General features: G+C 58.4%; 14 protein-coding genes. 7 read left to right on the forward strand and 7 right to left on the reverse strand.

All coding sequences use genetic code 11. The features are described 5' to 3' along the window. The first annotated feature begins 174 nt into the window (after window positions 1-174). From CDO73_RS09735 to CDO73_RS09755, 5 genes are all read left to right on the forward strand, one after another. A complete protein-coding gene (locus tag CDO73_RS09735) occupies window positions 175-1,581 on the forward strand; it encodes an NAD-dependent malic enzyme (protein WP_088488328.1) in 1,407 nt (468 codons plus the stop codon). Window positions 1,582-2,123: 542 nt separating this feature from the next. Continuing rightward, complete coding sequence (locus CDO73_RS09740; RefSeq protein ID WP_088488329.1) at window positions 2,124-2,831, forward strand: copper homeostasis protein CutC; 708 nt, start codon at window positions 2,124-2,126, stop codon at window positions 2,829-2,831. A gap of 949 nt (window positions 2,832-3,780) precedes the next feature. Beyond that, the gene (locus CDO73_RS09745) at window positions 3,781-4,581 is read left to right on the forward strand and encodes an ABC transporter permease (RefSeq protein ID WP_088488330.1); all 801 of its coding nucleotides are present in this window, start codon (window positions 3,781-3,783) and stop codon (window positions 4,579-4,581) included. Next, entirely contained in the window at window positions 4,578-5,426 is an 849-nt protein-coding gene (locus tag CDO73_RS09750; protein WP_088488331.1) for an ABC transporter permease, read from the forward strand. Before CDO73_RS09745 ends, CDO73_RS09750 begins: the two co-directional genes overlap by 4 nt. Before the next feature lie 15 nt (window positions 5,427-5,441). Continuing rightward, a complete protein-coding gene (locus CDO73_RS09755; RefSeq protein WP_088488332.1) occupies window positions 5,442-6,569 on the forward strand; it encodes an ABC transporter ATP-binding protein in 1,128 nt (375 codons plus the stop codon). An 86-nt stretch (window positions 6,570-6,655) separates the two neighbouring features. On the opposite strand, the gene CDO73_RS09760 is transcribed toward CDO73_RS09755, so the two are convergent. From CDO73_RS09760 to CDO73_RS09780, 5 genes are all read right to left on the reverse strand, one after another. After that, the gene (locus CDO73_RS09760) at window positions 6,656-8,023 is read right to left on the reverse strand and encodes a hypothetical protein (RefSeq protein ID WP_088488333.1); all 1,368 of its coding nucleotides are present in this window, start codon (window positions 8,021-8,023) and stop codon (window positions 6,656-6,658) included. 128 nt (window positions 8,024-8,151) lie between these two features. Further along, window positions 8,152-8,607, reverse strand: coding sequence for an HD domain-containing protein (locus CDO73_RS09765; RefSeq protein WP_088488334.1), 456 nt, complete (start codon window positions 8,605-8,607; stop codon window positions 8,152-8,154). 232 nt (window positions 8,608-8,839) lie between these two features. Further along, window positions 8,840-10,378 (reverse strand): glycine betaine uptake BCCT transporter, encoded by a 1,539-nt coding sequence (locus CDO73_RS09770; protein ID WP_088488335.1) that lies wholly within the window; start codon window positions 10,376-10,378, stop codon window positions 8,840-8,842. A gap of 247 nt (window positions 10,379-10,625) precedes the next feature. Then, window positions 10,626-11,456, reverse strand: a complete 831-nt coding sequence (locus CDO73_RS09775; protein WP_088488336.1) for an aldo/keto reductase — start codon at window positions 11,454-11,456, stop codon at window positions 10,626-10,628. Between the two features lie 279 nt (window positions 11,457-11,735). Beyond that, window positions 11,736-13,094, reverse strand: coding sequence for an MFS transporter (locus tag CDO73_RS09780; RefSeq protein WP_088488337.1), 1,359 nt, complete (start codon window positions 13,092-13,094; stop codon window positions 11,736-11,738). A 328-nt stretch (window positions 13,095-13,422) separates the two neighbouring features. Here CDO73_RS09780 and CDO73_RS09785 point away from each other — a divergent pair, with 328 nt between their 5' ends. Then, the gene (locus CDO73_RS09785) at window positions 13,423-13,650 is read left to right on the forward strand and encodes a hypothetical protein (protein ID WP_088488338.1); all 228 of its coding nucleotides are present in this window, start codon (window positions 13,423-13,425) and stop codon (window positions 13,648-13,650) included. A 164-nt stretch (window positions 13,651-13,814) separates the two neighbouring features. Here CDO73_RS09785 and CDO73_RS09790 read toward each other — a convergent pair whose 3' ends face one another. Next, on the reverse strand, window positions 13,815-14,123 hold the full coding sequence (locus CDO73_RS09790) for a hypothetical protein (protein ID WP_088488339.1): 309 nt from the start codon (window positions 14,121-14,123) through the stop codon (window positions 13,815-13,817). Between the two features lie 229 nt (window positions 14,124-14,352). On the opposite strand from CDO73_RS09790, the gene CDO73_RS09795 reads away from it, so the two are divergent. Next, the gene (locus tag CDO73_RS09795) at window positions 14,353-16,083 is read left to right on the forward strand and encodes an alpha/beta hydrolase fold domain-containing protein (protein ID WP_088488340.1); all 1,731 of its coding nucleotides are present in this window, start codon (window positions 14,353-14,355) and stop codon (window positions 16,081-16,083) included. Window positions 16,084-16,131: 48 nt separating this feature from the next. On the opposite strand, the gene CDO73_RS09800 is transcribed toward CDO73_RS09795, so the two are convergent. Next, the gene (locus tag CDO73_RS09800; protein WP_256972636.1) at window positions 16,132-17,154 is read right to left on the reverse strand and encodes an FUSC family protein; all 1,023 of its coding nucleotides are present in this window, start codon (window positions 17,152-17,154) and stop codon (window positions 16,132-16,134) included. Window positions 17,155-17,374: the final 220 nt, after the last annotated feature.

Below are 17,374 nucleotides of genomic sequence, written 5' to 3' on the forward strand. Positions count from 1 at the left end.
GAGGCGCGAAGTCGGCAGTCAGGGGGCGACCTTTGCGTTTTGACGTTCCTTCAAGCGAAGACAACTTAGTTATGCTATAATAAGTCCGGATTCAAGATGTAAGCGTTATCAGTAAGCGAGCAAGGTCCGGAATTCGGGGCTTTGCGCCAATACCGTATCCTCAGGAGGTAGACAATGGCCCTTGGAACGAGCATGATCATACGTTTGCAGATGGACAAGAAACAGGTGACGTTCGGACAGGTCGCGGGCGCGATCGGCGACGGCGGCGGAGACGTGGTGGCGATCGACGTCATTCATGCCAGTCCGGAACACACGATTCGCGACTTGACGGTCAATCTGCCGGAAAAAATGCGCGAGTCGGTGCTCGAAGCCGTCGAAGCGCTGCCGGGCACGACGATCGTCAACGTATCGGACCGAACGTTCCTGGCGCATCTGGGCGGGAAGATCGAGATTCAGTCGAAGTCTCCGGTCAAGAACCGCGAAGATCTGTCCAACGTGTACACGCCGGGCGTCGCGAAGGTCTGCCGGGCGATTCACGAGGACCCGCAAAAAGCGTTTACCCTGACGATCAAACGCAACACGGTCGCGGTCGTTTCGGACGGGACGGCGGTATTGGGACTGGGCGATATCGGGCCGAGAGCCGCGATGCCCGTCATGGAAGGCAAGGCGATGCTGTTCAAGCAGTTTGCCGGCGTGGACGCGTTCCCCATCTGCCTCGATACGAAGGATACGGAAGAGATCATCCGCACGGTCAAGCTGATCGCTCCGGCTTTCGGCGGAATCAATCTGGAAGACATCGGTTCGCCGCGCTGCTTCGAGATCGAACGCAGACTGAACGAAGAACTGGATATTCCGGTATTCCACGACGATCAGCACGGCACGGCGGTCGTGGTACTGGCGGGACTGCTCAATGCGCTGCGGATCGTCGGCAAAAAGCTGGAGGATGCCAAGATCGTTCTGCTCGGCGTCGGAGCGGCCGGGTCGGCCTGCATCAAGATGATGTTGTCCGCGGGCGCGCGCAACGTGATCGCGGTCGACCGCTGCGGCGCGCTGCACAAAGCGGAAAAATACGATAACGAGATGTGGGATTGGATCGCCGACAACTGCAATCCGAACGGGGAGCAAGGCGAGTTGGAACAGGTGATCGCCGGAGCCGACGTCTTTATCGGCGTATCGCGTCCGAACCTGCTCACGCTGGATCATATCAAATCGATGGCGCCGGATCCGATCGTGTTCGCCATGGCGAATCCCGATCCGGAGATCGATCCCGAATTGGCCGAACCGCATGTGCGCGTGCTGGCGACGGGCCGCAGCGATTTCCCGAACCAGATCAACAACGTGCTCTGCTTCCCGGGCATGTTCCGCGGCGCGCTGGACTGCCGCGCCACGACGATCAACGAAGAGATGAAAGTCGCCGCCGCGCAGGCGATCGCGTCCGTCGTCGAAGACGACGAACTGAACGAGCAGTACATCATCCCGAGCGTGTTCAACGACAAAGTCGTCGACCGTATCCGCGACGCGGTGGTCGAAGCCGCGCTGCGTACGGGCGTGGCTCGCCGGACGCCGCCGGAGTTCCGGTAAGCGGGAGAACGCGGCTTGAACGGCGTCCTGATCGAAGGCTTCAAACCGGTTATAGCGGTTTGAAGCCTTTTTTGTGCAAGCTTTGCGTGAAGGAGTTTCGGAAATACAAACAGGTTCGCTCGCTTCGGGGGTCAAGTCGCGGCCTAACGGAACGAGCCGACGCTTAAACGCCCGAATCGGCCGTTCTGCCGTTCTAACGGAACGAGCGGACGCTTAGCGCGGAAATCGGCGTCTTTTTCCGGCATTCGGGCAGGAAACCGACGGCTAAGCGTCGTCTCGTTCCGTTAGAAAAGAAACGGAGTCCGAAAAGGCCTTCTAACGGATCTGCGTTCCTTTAGAGGTTCGCCCGCTGCTTTTCGCTCGTGCGCCTTCGCATTCGCGGGCCGCATGCGCTACAATGGACGCGAAAAGCCGCTTCGCGGAACGTACCCGAAGAGTCTGCGAAGCGGGAAAGAAGCCATTCAAATCCGCAGTCCGAAAAGGCAGGCGCTGCGAAGTGCGGAAAGCGCAGTCTGCCCGATCGGCAGCAAGGAGGAATAACGATGCTGCTTGAAGTGATCGCCTGCACGCCGGAGGATGCCGCGGCAGCGGAAAGGGGAGGCGCGGACCGGATCGAGTGGATCGCCGATCCGCGGTCCGGCGGCGTAACGCCGGACCTGTCCCGCGCGGCGGAGATGCGCCGCGCCGTGCAAGTGCCGATCCGCGTCATGGTCCGGACGCGGGGAGGCGGGTTCGTCTACAGCGAAGACGAACAAGAGCAGATGCGGCGGGATATCCGCCGCATCGCGGCCGCAGGCGGACTCGACGTCGTGACCGGCGCTTTGACGCCGGAAGGGACGGTCGACCAGTCCGCGCTGGCCGGACTGCTGAACGCGGGGCCGGGCCTCGCGTTCACGTTTCACCGCGCGTTCGACGAGGCCGTCGACCTCTCGCGCGCGCTTGAAGTGCTGTCCGTCTATCCGCAGGTGACGGACGTACTGACCTCGGGCGGAGCGCCGGGCGCGCCCGAAGGAGCCGAACTGCTCGCGGAGCTGCTGCGCCGCTCCCGGCAGACCGGGGCGCCGCCGCGGATTCTCGCCGGCGCGGGCCTGACGGCGGAGAACCTGCGTCCGTTTCTGGACGCGACCGGCGCGGACCGTATGCATATCGGTTCCGCCGCCCGGTTCGGCGGCGACCCGCTGGCGCCGGTCGATCCCGAGCGGGTGCGGCGCATCCGCCGGATCATGGAGGAATGGTCGGCGGGGCGATAGCGCCGCCAATCCCTAGCAGTTGCGAAGCGGAGCGGAGCGGCATTTTTCGCCGCCCCGCTTTTTTGCTTGGAACAGAAAATGCGGAATCGCGAAATTCGTGCAAAAAGTCAACATTTAGCGCCGAAAATGCGATTAGAAAAAGAAAAGTGCGCAAAAAGTCAACAATTTCGAGATTTTCGAGCAAAAATCAGGCCAAATCAAAGAAAATGCTGACTAAAAGTCAACATTTGCAATAAAAACGGTAAATTCACGATGAAAAGTGAGCAAAAAGTCAACATTCGTAGGAGCGGCCGCGCGATGACGATCAATAGGCGCAAACTATCATGATTCGCAGCTTCGGTCGATTGTATAGTCACGCCTCGGCGAAGAAAGATGTGCAAAAGCTCGATATCCGCAGTATCCCGACCGCACGCCGATGACTCGATAGGCGAAAAAATCCGCCTCTCGCCGCGGTCTGTCGCGCAGCTGCGACCCCATACACTCATGTACACGGCAATCCGCCATTCGCTGCTTGATGCTCAGCGAATTCCTCGATCCGCGCTATACCGACGCTCACCCGTCCGCCTCAAACCTGAATTCTCCCGCATCAAACTGCGCCGATCAAATCCGCCTTTCTCCCTCGCCGAAGTCGCTCTTTTCCGCCCGCTTCAATCCACCTTTGTCCTTCCCAAAACATACTCTTTCCCACTCCCTGCAACCCGCCTTTCCTCTCGACAAGCCGCGCTTCTTCGTCGGCTGCCAGCGCTCTTGTTCGACGTACCCAAACGCTCCTCTCCCTGCGCCGATCCCATCATCCCCTCTGCCTCGGCCTCGCCTATCGTTCCTCCTTTTCCCGAAAAAACGCTTGCATTCCTCGATTCGTTTTTGATATATTAGTGACCTTCTCTTTTTTCTCACCTTGTCTGAAGTGGACGTCTACCGTCAACACAAAGCTTATCGGAGGTGTAACATGATTTCTTTCAGGAGCAATACCCGGCTTTATTCGGCGCTGGCTGCCAAAGCCTACGCCCGCAACATCCAGTACAGAGGCTCGCATCTGCTGCATAACTTCGCGAGCGCCGCTTTCGGTTATCTGTACGCCTGCATCTGGATCGGGCTCGGCCGCGATCATTCGCTCGGCGAATACGGCACGCACGGCATGATGCAGTACATCACCTTCACCCAGACGTCGCTCTGGGTCGCCAGCTTCACCACGGTCGGACTCGGCATTCCCCAATCGGTCCGCACCGGCCAGATCGCGCTCGACCTGATGCGTCCGGTGCATCTGTTCGCGCATCTGGCAGCCAAGGAATGGGGGCAGATCGCTTACCAATTCCTGTACAAGTCGATCCCCATCTATCTGGTCATGCTGCTCGCGCTCGGACTGACTCCCGTCGACGGCGGACGCACGCTGCCGATCGCGCTGCTGGCGCTGGCGGGCTCGGCGTACATGGGCATCTGCATCGGCTACATGATCGGGGTCAGCGCGCTGTGGACGACGGAATCGTCTTGGCTGCATTGGGGCAATCAGGCATTGATGAATCTGCTCGCCGGATTCTTCATCCCTCTGCAATGGCTGCCGGGCTGGCTTCAGCAGATCGCGTGGGCGTCTCCGTACCCGTTCATGCTCTATGCGCCGACGCAGTTCTATCTGGGCAAAGGAAATCCGCTCGCGCTGCTCGGAACGCTGGCGTGGTGCGTCGCGCTGACGATCCTGTGCCTGCTGCTCACGCGCGTCATGCGGCGCAAGGTGGAGGTGCAGGGCGGATGAACGAACAAACTTACGAATCGGCGCGGACGTCCGTCGATCGGCGAAAAAGATTTCGGAATTACATAAAGCTCTACGTCCTCCTGATCCGCACCAGTATTCGCAGCCGGATGCAGTATCGGTTCAATTTCGCTTTCGGCACGGTGTTGGCGGCGATCATTCAGCTGTCCGAATTCCTCATGGTCGCGATCGTGCTGGCGAAATTCGGCGCGGTGCGAGGCTGGACGATGTACGAGGTCGGGTATCTGTTCGCGGTCATGACGCTGGCGAAGACCGTCTATCGCACGTTCGGCAACGAAGTGCATAATCTGGAGCGCTATCTGGTCGAAGGCGAGCTGGACCAACTGCTGACCAAGCCGCTTCCGGTGCTGCTGTCGCTGATGCCGCGCGGTTTCCGGCTGATGCCGGGCGAGCTTCTGCAAGCCGGAGCGATCCTGACTTGGGCGATAGGCGCGATGCTGCGCAGCGGTCAGATCTCGTGGTGGGCGATTCCTCAGACGCTGTTTGCGGCGCTGACCGGCGGCATTCTGCTGTTCGCGATCGGGATGGCGACGGCGACCTGCGGGTTCTGGACCACGCGGATCTCCATGCTGCAAAACATGACCGAAGACGCGGCGCAGACGGCGGCGCGTTATCCGCTGACGCTGTACCCGGGCTGGATGTCGGCTCTGATGCTGACGGCGATCCCGGTCGGATTGGTCAGCTACGTGCCGGCGCTCTACATTCTGCGAGGCGAACTCGGCGCATGGGTGTTTCCGCTGCTCGCCGTCGCATCCGCGGCGGCGGTGCTGCTGGCGCTGGCGTTCTGGCGGTTCGGGATCAGCAAATACCAGAGTACGGGAAGCTGAGAGGAGCATACGAATATGAGCGTAATCGCAGAGAGCAAGGTAGCGATCGAAGCGGTCGGCCTGTGCAAACAATTCAAGACGCCGGTGGTGGCGGAAGGCCGGTTCGCGGGCATCCGTTCGCTGTTCTCGCGTCGATATATCGTCAAAGAAGCGGTGCAGGACATCGGATTCACGGTGGAAAAAGGAGACTTCGTCGGCTACATCGGTCCCAACGGGGCCGGCAAATCGACGACGATCAAGATGCTGACCGGCATCCTGCACCCGTCTTCGGGCAGCGTCAAACTGGCGGGCATCGACCCGCATCGGGATCGGACGAGATGCGCGTCGAGGCTCGGCGTGGTGTTCGGCCAGCGGAGCCAGCTGTGGTGGGATCTTCCGGTCAAAGATTCGTACGATATCCTGGCGCATATGTACGGGGTGGAAGACGAAGACAAACGCCGGCGTCTGGCGCAGTTCGACGAACTGCTGTCGCTGGGCGAGTTCTGGGACACGCCGGTGCGCAAGCTGTCGCTCGGACAGCGGATGCGGGCCGATATCGCGGCCGCGATGCTGCACGATCCCGAGCTGCTCTTTCTCGACGAGCCGACGATCGGGTTGGACGTGAACGCCAAGCGCAATATCCGAGGATTCCTCAAAACGTTGAACGAAGAATTCGGCAAAACGATCCTGCTCACCACGCACGATATGGACGATATCGAGCAGTTATGCCGCCGCGTGATGGTGATCGGCGGCGGACAATTGACCTACGACGGCACGATCGAAGGGCTGCGGCGGGAGATCGGGCTGCCGACGGAGATCAAGGTCACGTATCAAAGCGGCTACGAGCTGCCGGACGAGCGGAACGCGGAAGATGCGGCGCAGGATCCGACCGATCTGTCCATCAGGGTTGACGAGGCAGGGCCAGCCGACGCTGCCGGAGGAAATTCGCCGAGCCTGCCGTCGGCATCCGGCTTTGCCGGCCAAGCGCGGCTTCCGCGAATGCGGATCTTGTCGCGCGGCGAGCGCACATTGACGGTCGAGGTCAACCGGCAGGAAGTCCGCACGATGGACGCGCTGCGCGAACTGGGCCGTTGGGGCGAGATCGACGACGTGGAGATGCGCGAGCCGGATTTCGAAGAGATCATTCGGCGGGTGTACGGGTAAGAAGCGGAGAGAAGCCGTTCCGTTGGCAGCGGATAGCGGAAAAAGAGCCGACAGCTTAGGTGCTGTCGGCTCTTGCCGTGCTCGGATCAAGCTTGTCCAGCCGAGGAATCGGCATCGGAGAGTCTAAACGCCGACAAACGCCCGTCCGCCTGCAAGTCGATAAACAGCTTCGCTGCCGGATGATAAACGGCATCGTGAAATTCGATCTCCGTGACCGGGTACGGCGCGGAATCGGGAACCTCATGGGCCTCGGAATTCGAAAAAGCCGTTTCGGAAGCCGGTTCCGGACGAGCATCGGCAAGATCTACGGGAGCAGCTTCCGAAGCCCGCAGATTCCAGACATGCAGCGGCACGCCGCGGCCCCAGAAGAACAGCCGATTTTCGGAGAACGCCATGCCGCCGAGCGGATAAGGGAAACATTCCCAACTCGGCACGAAAGCCGTAGACAGCAGATAAAGCGGAACATCTCTCGCGACGCGGGAGACCGAGCCGGTACGCGCGTTATGGATAACGATCACGGGCTTAGATTCGATCTCCGCATAGTCTTCCGGATCGAGCAGATCCGTATCGATTCTGCCCCAGGCCGCAAGCCGTTCGTTATCGATCCACGCGGCCGGAAGATCCCAATCTTCGCTCTGGAAAAAATGCTTCAACGATTCCCCGTTTTCCGAAGCCCACGGATCGTTCAACCATTCCCGCAGCGACCAAGCGCCGATCAGGCCGACGGGCTGCCAGACCCAACCGGTATCGGCGATTCGGCTGCCGTCCGGCGACGTCAGCAGACCGCCGTGAAAATAATTCAGCTCCGGCAGCGGCGGAATGCCGGATTCGCCGACGTCGGCCTGAGCGTCCGATACCGTCGTTTCGGCTTCTTCAGGCCCGGTCGCTTCGACGAGATTATCGAATTCGGCCGCTTCGACAGATTCGTCGCTTTCGCCCGCTTCGTCGCGCCCCGGAAACGCCCGCTCGGCAAGCGGGCGAAGCGAAGGCAGCTCGGTCAATTCGACCCGATTCCAATCGGAACCGTGAATCAACAGCGTTCGATCGTCCAATTCGGCAAAGGCCAGCGGGAAGCGGCTTTTGTCCGTGTAATAATCGCCGCGATCGAGCTTCAAGATTTTTTCGGCTCGCGCACCCGGAGCGTCCGCCGAATCGGGCAGAGCGAATACGACCGCATATCGGCCGTATCTATTCGATACCGCCGCATAACGTCCGCGGACATCCGTGACGATCTGAATCGGCTTGAGCGGATCGAACTCGGGGATATGCAGCGCCGATAAGATCTGTATTTCGCCCGGCAGCGGCGACACCCGTACAAGCTCCGACCGATCATTGACGGCGAGCAGCCCGCAGGACGCGTAAGACGTCGCGTCTTGTTCGGCAAGCGGGTGTATAGCGGTGATCCGGCCGGCCGAAGAAGGCAAGGAGGGAAGAGGAACAACAACCAGCGGCATCGTCAACAGCCTCTTTTCTATAAGTAACATTCGGTTTCGATGATAGCTGCGTCAAACGTATGCCTGACTCGCAAGGATCATCGAAGAGAAGCTGAGCGGATCGCGATCTTCTCCGATCGCGGTCCGCTTTATTCTTCAGCGTTTGCGTGAGTCTCCTCGTCGTCGTGGGAGAGCAGCGTATCCAGCGCCCGGCTGTATTTGGCCAGCCGCTTTTGATCTTTCTCCGACGGCTTTTTGATGCGGGTCAGGTCCATATTGTCCTGAAGATCCAGAATCTTGACTCTTGAAGCCAATCGGTTTTTTTTGATCCGCAGGATGAACTCGTGATACGTCTCGTCGTCGCGCCGCGACAGGCGGTCGACGGCTTCGACGATCTCGTTCGAGAACCCGTCGCGGCGCAGATCGTCGAGCGTCAGATCGGTATCTTCGATCGTGTCGTGCAGCACGGCGACGATCTGTTCTTCTTCGGTCAAGGCTTTGAGCATCAGACGAAGCGGATGGAAGATGTAAGGACGGCCGCCTTTGTCGGTCTGGCCTTCGTGATACTGCGCGGCGAGAGCGATGGCTCTGGCAAGCGTGGACATGGGAATTCCTCCTTCAACGATGAATGGATGCATAGAGCGGCAATCGAACCTGCCCGCTGCCTATCGATTCGAACGACAAGAAAGCCGTCCCGGCTCGCGGCAGGGACGGCCTTCTGAAGTTATTACCCGATCCGGCACCGTTAAGTTTCGTTTTCGAGTTTTCGCGCCCGGATTTTCGTACCCGGCGCGGCTTCCGAATCTTGTGCTTAAGCTTCGACGTACAAGCAGGGCTTCAGATCTGAGAACCTGCTTTGGTCGCTTCTTTTTTGGGCGCTCTGCGTTTGGTCGGTCCCATTTCCTGCGAGTCTTGGTTGAGTGCTCGAATCAGGCTGACCGCCATCATCATAATGATGAACGAGAACGGGAACGCAGAGATGATCATCATATTTTGCAGCGCTTGAAGACCGCCGGAATAGAGCAGAACGAGCGCCATAGCGGTCAACATGATGCCCCAGACGGCCTTAAGCACATTGTTCGGATTCTGCGAACCGCCTGTTGCCATCATGCCGAGCACGAAGGTACCGGAATCCGCCGAAGTCACGAAGAATACGGCGATCAGCCCGATAGCCAGAATCGAAAGAGCCATCCCGAACGGGAAATTCGCAAGCATGCCGAACAGGGTTTCTTCCGGTGCCAGCTGCGACAGCGCGGCTCTGCCGCTGCGTTCCAACGCGATCGCCGATCCGCCGAATACGGAGAACCATATGAAGCTGATCAGCGAAGGCGCCAGCAGCACGTAAGCGACGAATTCGCGAATCGTGCGGCCTTTGGATACCCGGGCGATGAAGATGCCGACGAACGGCGACCAAGAGATCCACCATGCCCAATAGAAGATGGTCCAAGTATTGATCCATTCCCGATTCTGAGGATTGACCGGAGAGATTCGGAAGCTCATGTTAATGAAGTTCTGAAGATAACGGCCGATCGTGTCCGTGAACAGATTCAGCGTAAACAACGTCGAGCCGAAGATGAAGACCATCGCGCACAGCGCGGCGGCCAGAATCATGTTGACGTTGCTCAAGAGTTTCATGCCTTTGTCCAATCCGCTGAGAGCGGAAGCCATGAACATGAACGTTACGACGATGATGATAATGAACTGGGTGAAGATGTTTGAGGGAATCCCGAACAGATACGACAAGCCGCCGTTGATCTGCACGGCTCCGAAGCCGAGCGACGTGGCAACGCCGATAACCGTAGCCAATACGGCGATAATGTCGATCGTCTTGCCGATCGGTCCTCGCGTATGTCTACCCAGCACAGGAATCAACGTCGAGCTGATCAACGCAGGTTGTCCTTTGCGGAACATAAAGTAAGCGAGCGACATAGCGACCAGCCCGTATACGGCCCAGGCATGGATGCTCCAGTGGAAAAACGTGTACTGCATAGAATCGCGAACCGCTTGATCGGTGCCCACGTCTCCCGTAGGCGCGCTGACGGCATAATGGTTCAGAGGCTCGTAAGCGCCGTAGAAGACGAGACCGATGCCGACGCCCGCGCTGAACAGCATGGCGATCCACGTCGGACGCGAATAATCGGGAACGTCGTCCTGCTTGCCCAGCTTGATTCGTCCCAGAGGGCTGAGGAGCAGATAGATGCAGATCGCGACGAACGCGGTAACGGCGATCAGATAGTACCAGCCGAACGTATCCGTCAATAGGGCTTGAACGTAGGCCGTCATGCTCTCGAGTTTATCGGGAGCGAGGACGCCGATCCCGACAAGCACCACGAGAATGGCTGCGGCTATGTAGAATACGCTTGTTGCTTGCTTCATAAGTTTCACTCCGCTTCGGAAAGTTTGTCGGAACAAGGCAGTTCCGCGAATCGGCAGAGCTTGATTCGTTAAGCTGCTCGTTATCTAAATAAACGCAACCGTGCGAGTCGACGCAAATCGAATTGCGTCATTCCTTTTCCGAAATCGCTATCGGAGCGACAAAGTCCGACATTTCGCAGCAATCCGCGAAAATGAAAAGCCGCTCCCGAACGGGAACGGCTGGCTGGTCGATCGGATTCGATCCGGATCAGAAATTGAAGTTGTCCGGGTCCGGGCCGGTGCGTTCGTTTTTGTTCAACGCTTCGAGCGCGGTCACGTCTTCCGGCGTCAGCGCGAAGTCGAACAGGTCGGCGTTCTCCACGATGCGGCTTTCTTTGACCGAACGGGTCAGCACGACCACGCCTTTGTCCAGTACCCAACGGAGCAGGATCTGCGCCGGGGATTTGCCGTATTTGTCCGCGAGGCCTTTGACGACTTCGTTGTCGAACAGGCGTCCTTGCGCCAGCGGGGACCAAGCTTCGACTTGAATGCCTTTTTGCGCGCAGTAGTTCAGCAGTTCGCTCTGGGTCAGCAGCGGGTGGAATTCGATCTGATTGACCGCCGGAACCACTTCCGCGTCCGCGAGCAGATCGTCGAGATGATGCGGTTGGAAGTTGCTGACGCCGATCGCGCGAATGCGTCCGTCTTTGTACAGCTTTTCCATCGCGCGCCAAGTGTCTTTATATTTGCCTTTGACCGGCCAGTGGATCAGGTAGAGGTCGAGCACGTCGAGGCCCAGTTTCTCCATCGTGGCATCGAACGCCGCCAGCGTCTCGTCGTACCCTTGATCGCCGTTCCAGACTTTCGAAGTAATGAACAGATCTTCGCGGTTCAGGCCCGACTCGCGGATCGCTTCGCCGACGCTTTTTTCGTTCTTGTAAGCGGCCGCCGTGTCGATTCCGATATATCCGGCTTTCAGCGCGGCTTTTACGGAGTCTTTGGCTTCTTCCCCGTCTTTTACCTGCCATACGCCCAGACCGAACCAAGGCATCTCTACGCCGTTATTCAGCTTTACTTTTGCAGTCAAACTCGTCGTCATACCGAAAACTCCTCCTCTGTCGTCAACAAATTGGGCGAGCGGCTTCGCGTCGGCCTTCGCGCCGTCCCGCGAAGTCTCGCCATGCAGTTACTAATTATAACAAACTTGCTTCGCATAACAAAACTCATGTATAAGATACCCTTCGGGCGCGGCTTTAATCCTTTTTTCGCAAGGATCGGCAAAAAAGCGTACAGATCGGCGCGATGTCCGACCTGTACGCTTCGAAAGGAACGGCGGGATGCAAGGAAGCGATTGCCCGAAACGGGGAGCGAACGCGTTTCAGGCTTCGGCCGGTTCCTCCGCGGGTTTGGCATAAGGTACTTTCAGCAGCGCGACCAATCCGGCAATCGCCATGACGACCAGCGACAGCAGCGCCGCGCGGCTCGCCAGCGTGCCGTATCCGGCCAGCGCCCAAGTTACCGTCCCGTAGACGAGCGGGCCGAGCACGGAGGAGAGTTTGCCCGAGAAAGCGAACAGTCCGAAGAACTGGCCTCTTTTGTCGACAGGCGACAGTTCGACAATCATCGTGCGCGAGGTGACCCAGAGCGAGCCCATCGCGACGCCGTACAGGCAGGCCGCTGCCCAGAAGACGGCGCTCGAGAACGCGGCGGCGGCCAGCACCAGCGCGGCGATCAGCACGAGCGCCACGAGTCCGGAAGCCGTTTTGCTGCCGACCCGGCGCGTGATATGGCCGAACGCGTACGAGCCGACGATCGCGCAGACGGTCGCCACCAGATAGAGCAGGATGAATTGTCCCGCGCTGAAGCCCATCACCGCCGTGGCGTAGACGCTCATCATGGCGATCGCGGTCGCGACGGCGTCGTTGAAGAAGAAGTAGGCGATCATGAAGACGAACAGCGCCCGATGTTTCTTCGCTTCTTTGAACGTCTCGTAGATGTCGCGGTAGCCGCTGAAGAACGTTCGGCGTTCTCCGGGTGCGCCAGGCGGCGGAGACGCCGGCTTTTCTTTGTACAGCAGCAGGATCGGCAGCGAGAACAGCAGGAACAGCGCGGCGGTCAGGATAAAGGCCAGTGGGTAATCGCGGCTGCCGACGATCCCGTAGACGACCAGGCCCATCAGCGTTCCCGTATAACCGACCGCGACGCCGAAACCCGAGATCAGCGGCAGGCGAGGACCGTCGGCGATGTCGGGCAGCATATTGTCGTAGAACAACAGGCTGGAATTATAGAAAAATTTGGCCGCCGTGAAGAACAGCAGCACCATGACGATCGACAGCGGCAGACCGAGCGCCGAAGCCGGACTGTCCGTATAAGCGGTAAAGCCCATCAAGAACGTGAAAACGATAGCCGCCAGCGCGAACGGGACGAGAAACGCTTTTTTGCGACCGGTCCGGTCCATCCAGACGCCGAGCAGCGGAGTGAAGACGACGAGCAGCACGCCGGAGGCCGCGTTGGCGTAGCTGATAAACGTGCTGGCGATCTGATCCGTCCGGGCGTCGCCGCCCAAGACCTGCTGAAGGTAGAGCGGGAAAAAGATGGTGACGATGTTCGAAGAGAAAATGGTGTTCGCGAAATCGTACAGCGCCCAAGACAACACCGGCAGCGACAGAAACAGCCCTGCGCCCAAGCCTCGTTTGCGGGCGCGGCGGGGCGGTTTGGAAGCGGCTAGCTGAGACATAACAATCCCCTTTTCGATGGATGATGATCCGGCTTCGGCCGGTCTTGTTAAGCGGATCATACCACCGTCGGATGCGGCTTGAGGGGGAAAGAAAGCAAGATTTACACTGCGGGAACAATTTTGATTCGGCGTTAATCAAGCGGTCGCGTTCGAAAAGGAAAAGGCGTAAATTCGGAGCGGTTCACTAAGGGGATTACCATTTTTATGGAATTCGGAGAATGCGATCAAACTTTTCGATAGGGGATGCGTCCGGAGAGAGAGCGAAGTAAGATAAGTCTGTACGAAGGATTGCGTCTGGCCGATTACACAACCCGAGGAGGAATAAGTAATGGACAAGATGGCGATGGAAATGATGATGATGATGTGCATGGACGAGATGATGTGCAAGATGAACACCATGAAGATGTGCATGGAGAAGATGTCCGGCATGGAAGGCATGAGCATGAAAGACATGAATATGGATATGGACATGATGATGAAGAAAATGCAGGAGTGCGACGAGATGATGACTTCGTGCATGTCCATGATGCGCAAAGAAATGGAAATGTCGAAGTAACGTCCGAAGCGGCAGGCGAGGACAAGCGATATCCGGCATAACAAATAAGAACGGCGAAGCATGCGGGCAGGACGCGCGAAGGCGCGATTCGGTTCCGCGTGCTTTTTGGCATGGAGCGGCATCGGAGACACAGCGAGAAGTTCCGCTTCGCGGCGATCGAACCTTTAGGCGCGAACGCCGCGGAGACGGATATGCTGCGAGACGACGATCCGTTCCATTTTCAATTCCCAGACTTTCTCTTCCCATTCGCGAATCCGCGTCGAGTCGGCATGCGCGCGCATATTCAGGAACAATTGCTTCAATTCTTCGTTGATCCGGTCGAAACGACCCCAGAGCGTCGAAAGCTCGTCTTCTTCGGAAAAGGCGGGAGCGGAGAGAAGAAGCTTCAGCGATTCGGCGATCGAAGCCTGCCATTCGGCATCTCCGAGCGATTTGGCGTAGTTGTACAGATCCAAGTAATCATCGACGTTCATGGGCGGATACAGCTCCTTTGGTTTTATTACCGAGTATTATACTAGGTTTAGTTGAAAATGCAATCGGCTATGAAGATATTATCGGCGAATCGCCGCCCCGGCAGTTATACGTTCTCTCTATAGCCGGTTCTATCCGCGGAAGGTAGAGGCGATCGACGTGATAGAGAATCGACAAATCGCTTCGGGACTATTAGGATACAGATAATGAGCCACGGAAGGAGAGGAAAGTATGGCATACACGGGAGGTTACGGTCCGGGAGGCTACGGCGAACGCGGAAACAGGCCGGGGCTGCGAACGATCGGAACGCTCGGGCTGCTCGCGGCCAACGTACTGTCGCTCGGTTTGGGAATCTGGTATTTGACGATCAAGGAGCCGGGAGGCGTCTGGAATCTGTACGGGCTGCTGATGCTGCTGACGCTGCTCGGCAATCTGCATCTGACGATGGGGCGAGGCGTACATAAGGTCTGGGAATACGTCTATCTGGCGCTGCACGCGCTCGGATTGACGGCGGTTCCGGTATTGAATACGTTGGCTTCGGCGGCGGTTCGGGATTACGATTCGCGCAGCCTGTGGACGGCAATCGTCTTATTGGCGCTGTTCGCGCTGGGCGCATGGGTCGCTTTACTGCGTGTGCAGGGAGGCACGGAAGAAAAGGAAGACAAGCGGGGAGGAAACGGCTATTCGCCGTATTCGTCTTCTTACGGAGGCGCTTCCCGGGGAAGCCTGCTCGGCAAAATTCTCAAGGCGTTGCTGACTTTGTGGTTCTTGGCGAATCTCGCGCTCGGTCTGTATTTTTCGGCCGTTCTGCTCGCGGGCATCGATCCGGGTCTCGTGGAGACGATCCTGCCGGAGTATTCGTTGTTCTTCGGCCTGATCTTCCTCGGGGCCGCGGCGCTGCTCGTCAAAATGTACGGCCGCAGACGAGGCTTCTTCATCTCGTTGTTCCGCGGAACCGTACGGGTGATCGGCCTGCTGATTCTGGTGGTCTGCGCGCTGCCGTTGGCTTCCGCGCCGAAGATCATCAACGAAGCGCAGGACGCGTACACGAAGGCGTTCGGCGGCGATCCCATGGAGACGCACGGCAAAGGACTGATGAAAACGGCGTTCCTGCTGCCGGATTATTTCTACGGGGCCGAGAGCGGCGATTACCGCGTTCAGACCGATATCGTCTATTACGAAGGGCAGGACAGTACCGGCGACGCCGGACTGAAGCTGCGTTTCGACGTCTATATGCCGCCGAAAGGCAAAAGCGGAACCGGACAAGGAACGGCCTTGATCCGCATTCACGGCGGAGGTTGGACGATCGGGGACAAAGGCGCGGGCAACTATGCGCAGATGAACAAATATTTCGCTTCGCGCGGCTATGTCGTATTCGACGTGCAGTACGGGCTGAGCGACGCGAAAAAATTCGTGGAATCGGCGGTCGTGCCGAAGGACGTGGTCGGCCATTACGGCATCGACGATATGGTTCGCCATATCGGACTGTTCACGGTCTATCTGGAAAAGCACGCCGCGGAGTACGGAGCGAATCCGGCTTCGGTGTTCTTGTCGGGCGGCTCGGCGGGCGGCCAGTTGGCCGCGGCCGCGGGGCTTGCGCCGACCAATGCGGAGTTCGCCGATATGCTCGCGCCGGGCATTAAGGTCAAAGGCATCATTCCGTTCTATCCGGCGAACGGCCTGGCCGGCGAAGTCGGCGTAGACAGCGGGGCGTTGGGCGATCCGAGCATTCTGGTCAACGCGGACAGCCCGCCGGCGCTGGTCTACCAAGGCGAGCATGACGGGATCGTCGATCCCGAGACGGCCCACGATTTCGTTCGCGCTTATCGCGCGGCGGGCAACGCGCGCGCCGCGCTGATCGAGATGCCGATGGGCACCCACGGCAGCGACATGTATTTCCCGAGCTATTACAATATGCCGTTCACGTACATGATGGAGCGGTTTATGTTGAAGTATCGGTAAAAAGGCATAAGAAAAAGCCGCGGAGAATGCGCCGCGGCTTTGTTGTATTCAAGGTCTGGCGGAAAGAGGCGCCAGACGGGATTTGCGGGCCGGGGCTTCGCCCGGCGACCCGCTGCCGCTGCCGCCGGTCTGCGCCATGCTAGGCGGCGCGGGACGCGAAGCGGTTTCCAGCGGGTAAGCGATCTCGATCGGCACGACGAGGCCGAGCGTTTGCAGTTCGCCGAGGATGCAGGCGACGTGATAGCGGTAGATGATCGCCTGCGACTCGGTCGACAAGGCGCTTTCGGCTTTCTGGTTGGACGCTTGGAGCAGGCTGGTGCCGAGGCTGGCGAAGCCTTCCGGGTCCGGGTCCGTGAGCAGACGGATCATCCGCATATGCGAATACGTATTGCGGTAGACGTCGAGTTCTTGTTCGATGCGCGAGACGAGATCGTGATTTTTGTTGTTGCCCAGATCGAATTCTTCTTTGTACGTGTCGCACACGGCTTGCAGCGCGGCCAAGTCTTTCTTCAGCGGGCTGATATGGATGCCGCCGCCTTCGCGCAGCAGTTGACGGGCCAGACAGGACAGATGGCGGCGGACTTTTAGCCGGGCCCGCTCCAGATTGCGATCGTGTTTGGGCGGCAGCACGAAATAATTGACGAGCACGGCGACGCCGATCCCGAGCAGCGTATCCAGCACCCGGTGCAGCGCATAAGCGAAAGCCGGTTCTCCCGGACGCAGATTCAGCATGATGGCGAGGAACACGATGCAGGCGATCGACACGGATTTATTCCATTTCAGCAGGTTGCAGACGGCGATGACGCAGACGATGCCGAGTGCGGCCAGATAAGCGTTATGCGGCTGGATGAACGCGAACAAACCGCCGAAAGCGGCGCCGACCAACGTGCCCATCGTGCGGTTTTTGCCCGCGGTATAGGAACTGGTGATCGAACTTTCCATGGCGATCACGGTAGCGATCGCGGCATAGAACGGATATTCCAGTTTGAGGGCGAACGAGATCAGCACGCAGAGAAACACGGCGATCGCCGTCTTGATATTCCGCATCCCGATAGTCAATCTCATGGTCATTCAAGTCCTTCCTTAGAAAACGAATTTCAGAAAAATCGGCGAGTTTGCGTATACGGCCTAAAAGCGGCCTTTAAATTTTAATAACCCATTTTCAAAATGTTATCTATGTGAAATATTATACGTACTCTGGCTGAAGGGGGCAATTGTCGAAACGATGACATTATTCCCGAATCGTTCGGCGGCTAGGAGGCTTGAGCATTTTTGACTTCTTGCGCTTGCA

This window comes from Saccharibacillus sp. O23 (assembly GCF_002205895.1).
Classification (GTDB): domain Bacteria; phylum Bacillota; class Bacilli; order Paenibacillales; family Paenibacillaceae; genus Saccharibacillus.

Bases quoted from the DNA above. Each gene is read 5' to 3' on its own strand.
- CDO73_RS09790 (WP_088488339.1), bottom strand. From the start codon at position 14,123: ATGAACGTCGATGATTACTTGGATCTGTACAACTACGCCAAATCGCTC.
- CDO73_RS09745 (WP_088488330.1), top strand. From the start codon at position 3,781: ATGATTTCTTTCAGGAGCAATACCCGGCTTTATTCGGCGCTGGCTGCC.
- CDO73_RS09800 (WP_256972636.1), bottom strand. From the start codon at position 17,154: ATGACCATGAGATTGACTATCGGGATGCGGAATATCAAGACGGCGATC.
- CDO73_RS09750 (WP_088488331.1), top strand. From the start codon at position 4,578: ATGAACGAACAAACTTACGAATCGGCGCGGACGTCCGTCGATCGGCGA.
- CDO73_RS09760 (WP_088488333.1), bottom strand. From the start codon at position 8,023: ATGCCGCTGGTTGTTGTTCCTCTTCCCTCCTTGCCTTCTTCGGCCGGC.
- CDO73_RS09795 (WP_088488340.1), top strand. From the start codon at position 14,353: ATGGCATACACGGGAGGTTACGGTCCGGGAGGCTACGGCGAACGCGGA.
- CDO73_RS09770 (WP_088488335.1), bottom strand. From the start codon at position 10,378: ATGAAGCAAGCAACAAGCGTATTCTACATAGCCGCAGCCATTCTCGTG.
- CDO73_RS09775 (WP_088488336.1), bottom strand. From the start codon at position 11,456: ATGACGACGAGTTTGACTGCAAAAGTAAAGCTGAATAACGGCGTAGAG.
- CDO73_RS09740 (WP_088488329.1), top strand. From the start codon at position 2,124: ATGCTGCTTGAAGTGATCGCCTGCACGCCGGAGGATGCCGCGGCAGCG.
- CDO73_RS09765 (WP_088488334.1), bottom strand. From the start codon at position 8,607: ATGTCCACGCTTGCCAGAGCCATCGCTCTCGCCGCGCAGTATCACGAA.
- CDO73_RS09780 (WP_088488337.1), bottom strand. From the start codon at position 13,094: ATGTCTCAGCTAGCCGCTTCCAAACCGCCCCGCCGCGCCCGCAAACGA.
- CDO73_RS09735 (WP_088488328.1), top strand. From the start codon at position 175: ATGGCCCTTGGAACGAGCATGATCATACGTTTGCAGATGGACAAGAAA.
- CDO73_RS09755 (WP_088488332.1), top strand. From the start codon at position 5,442: ATGAGCGTAATCGCAGAGAGCAAGGTAGCGATCGAAGCGGTCGGCCTG.
- CDO73_RS09785 (WP_088488338.1), top strand. From the start codon at position 13,423: ATGGACAAGATGGCGATGGAAATGATGATGATGATGTGCATGGACGAG.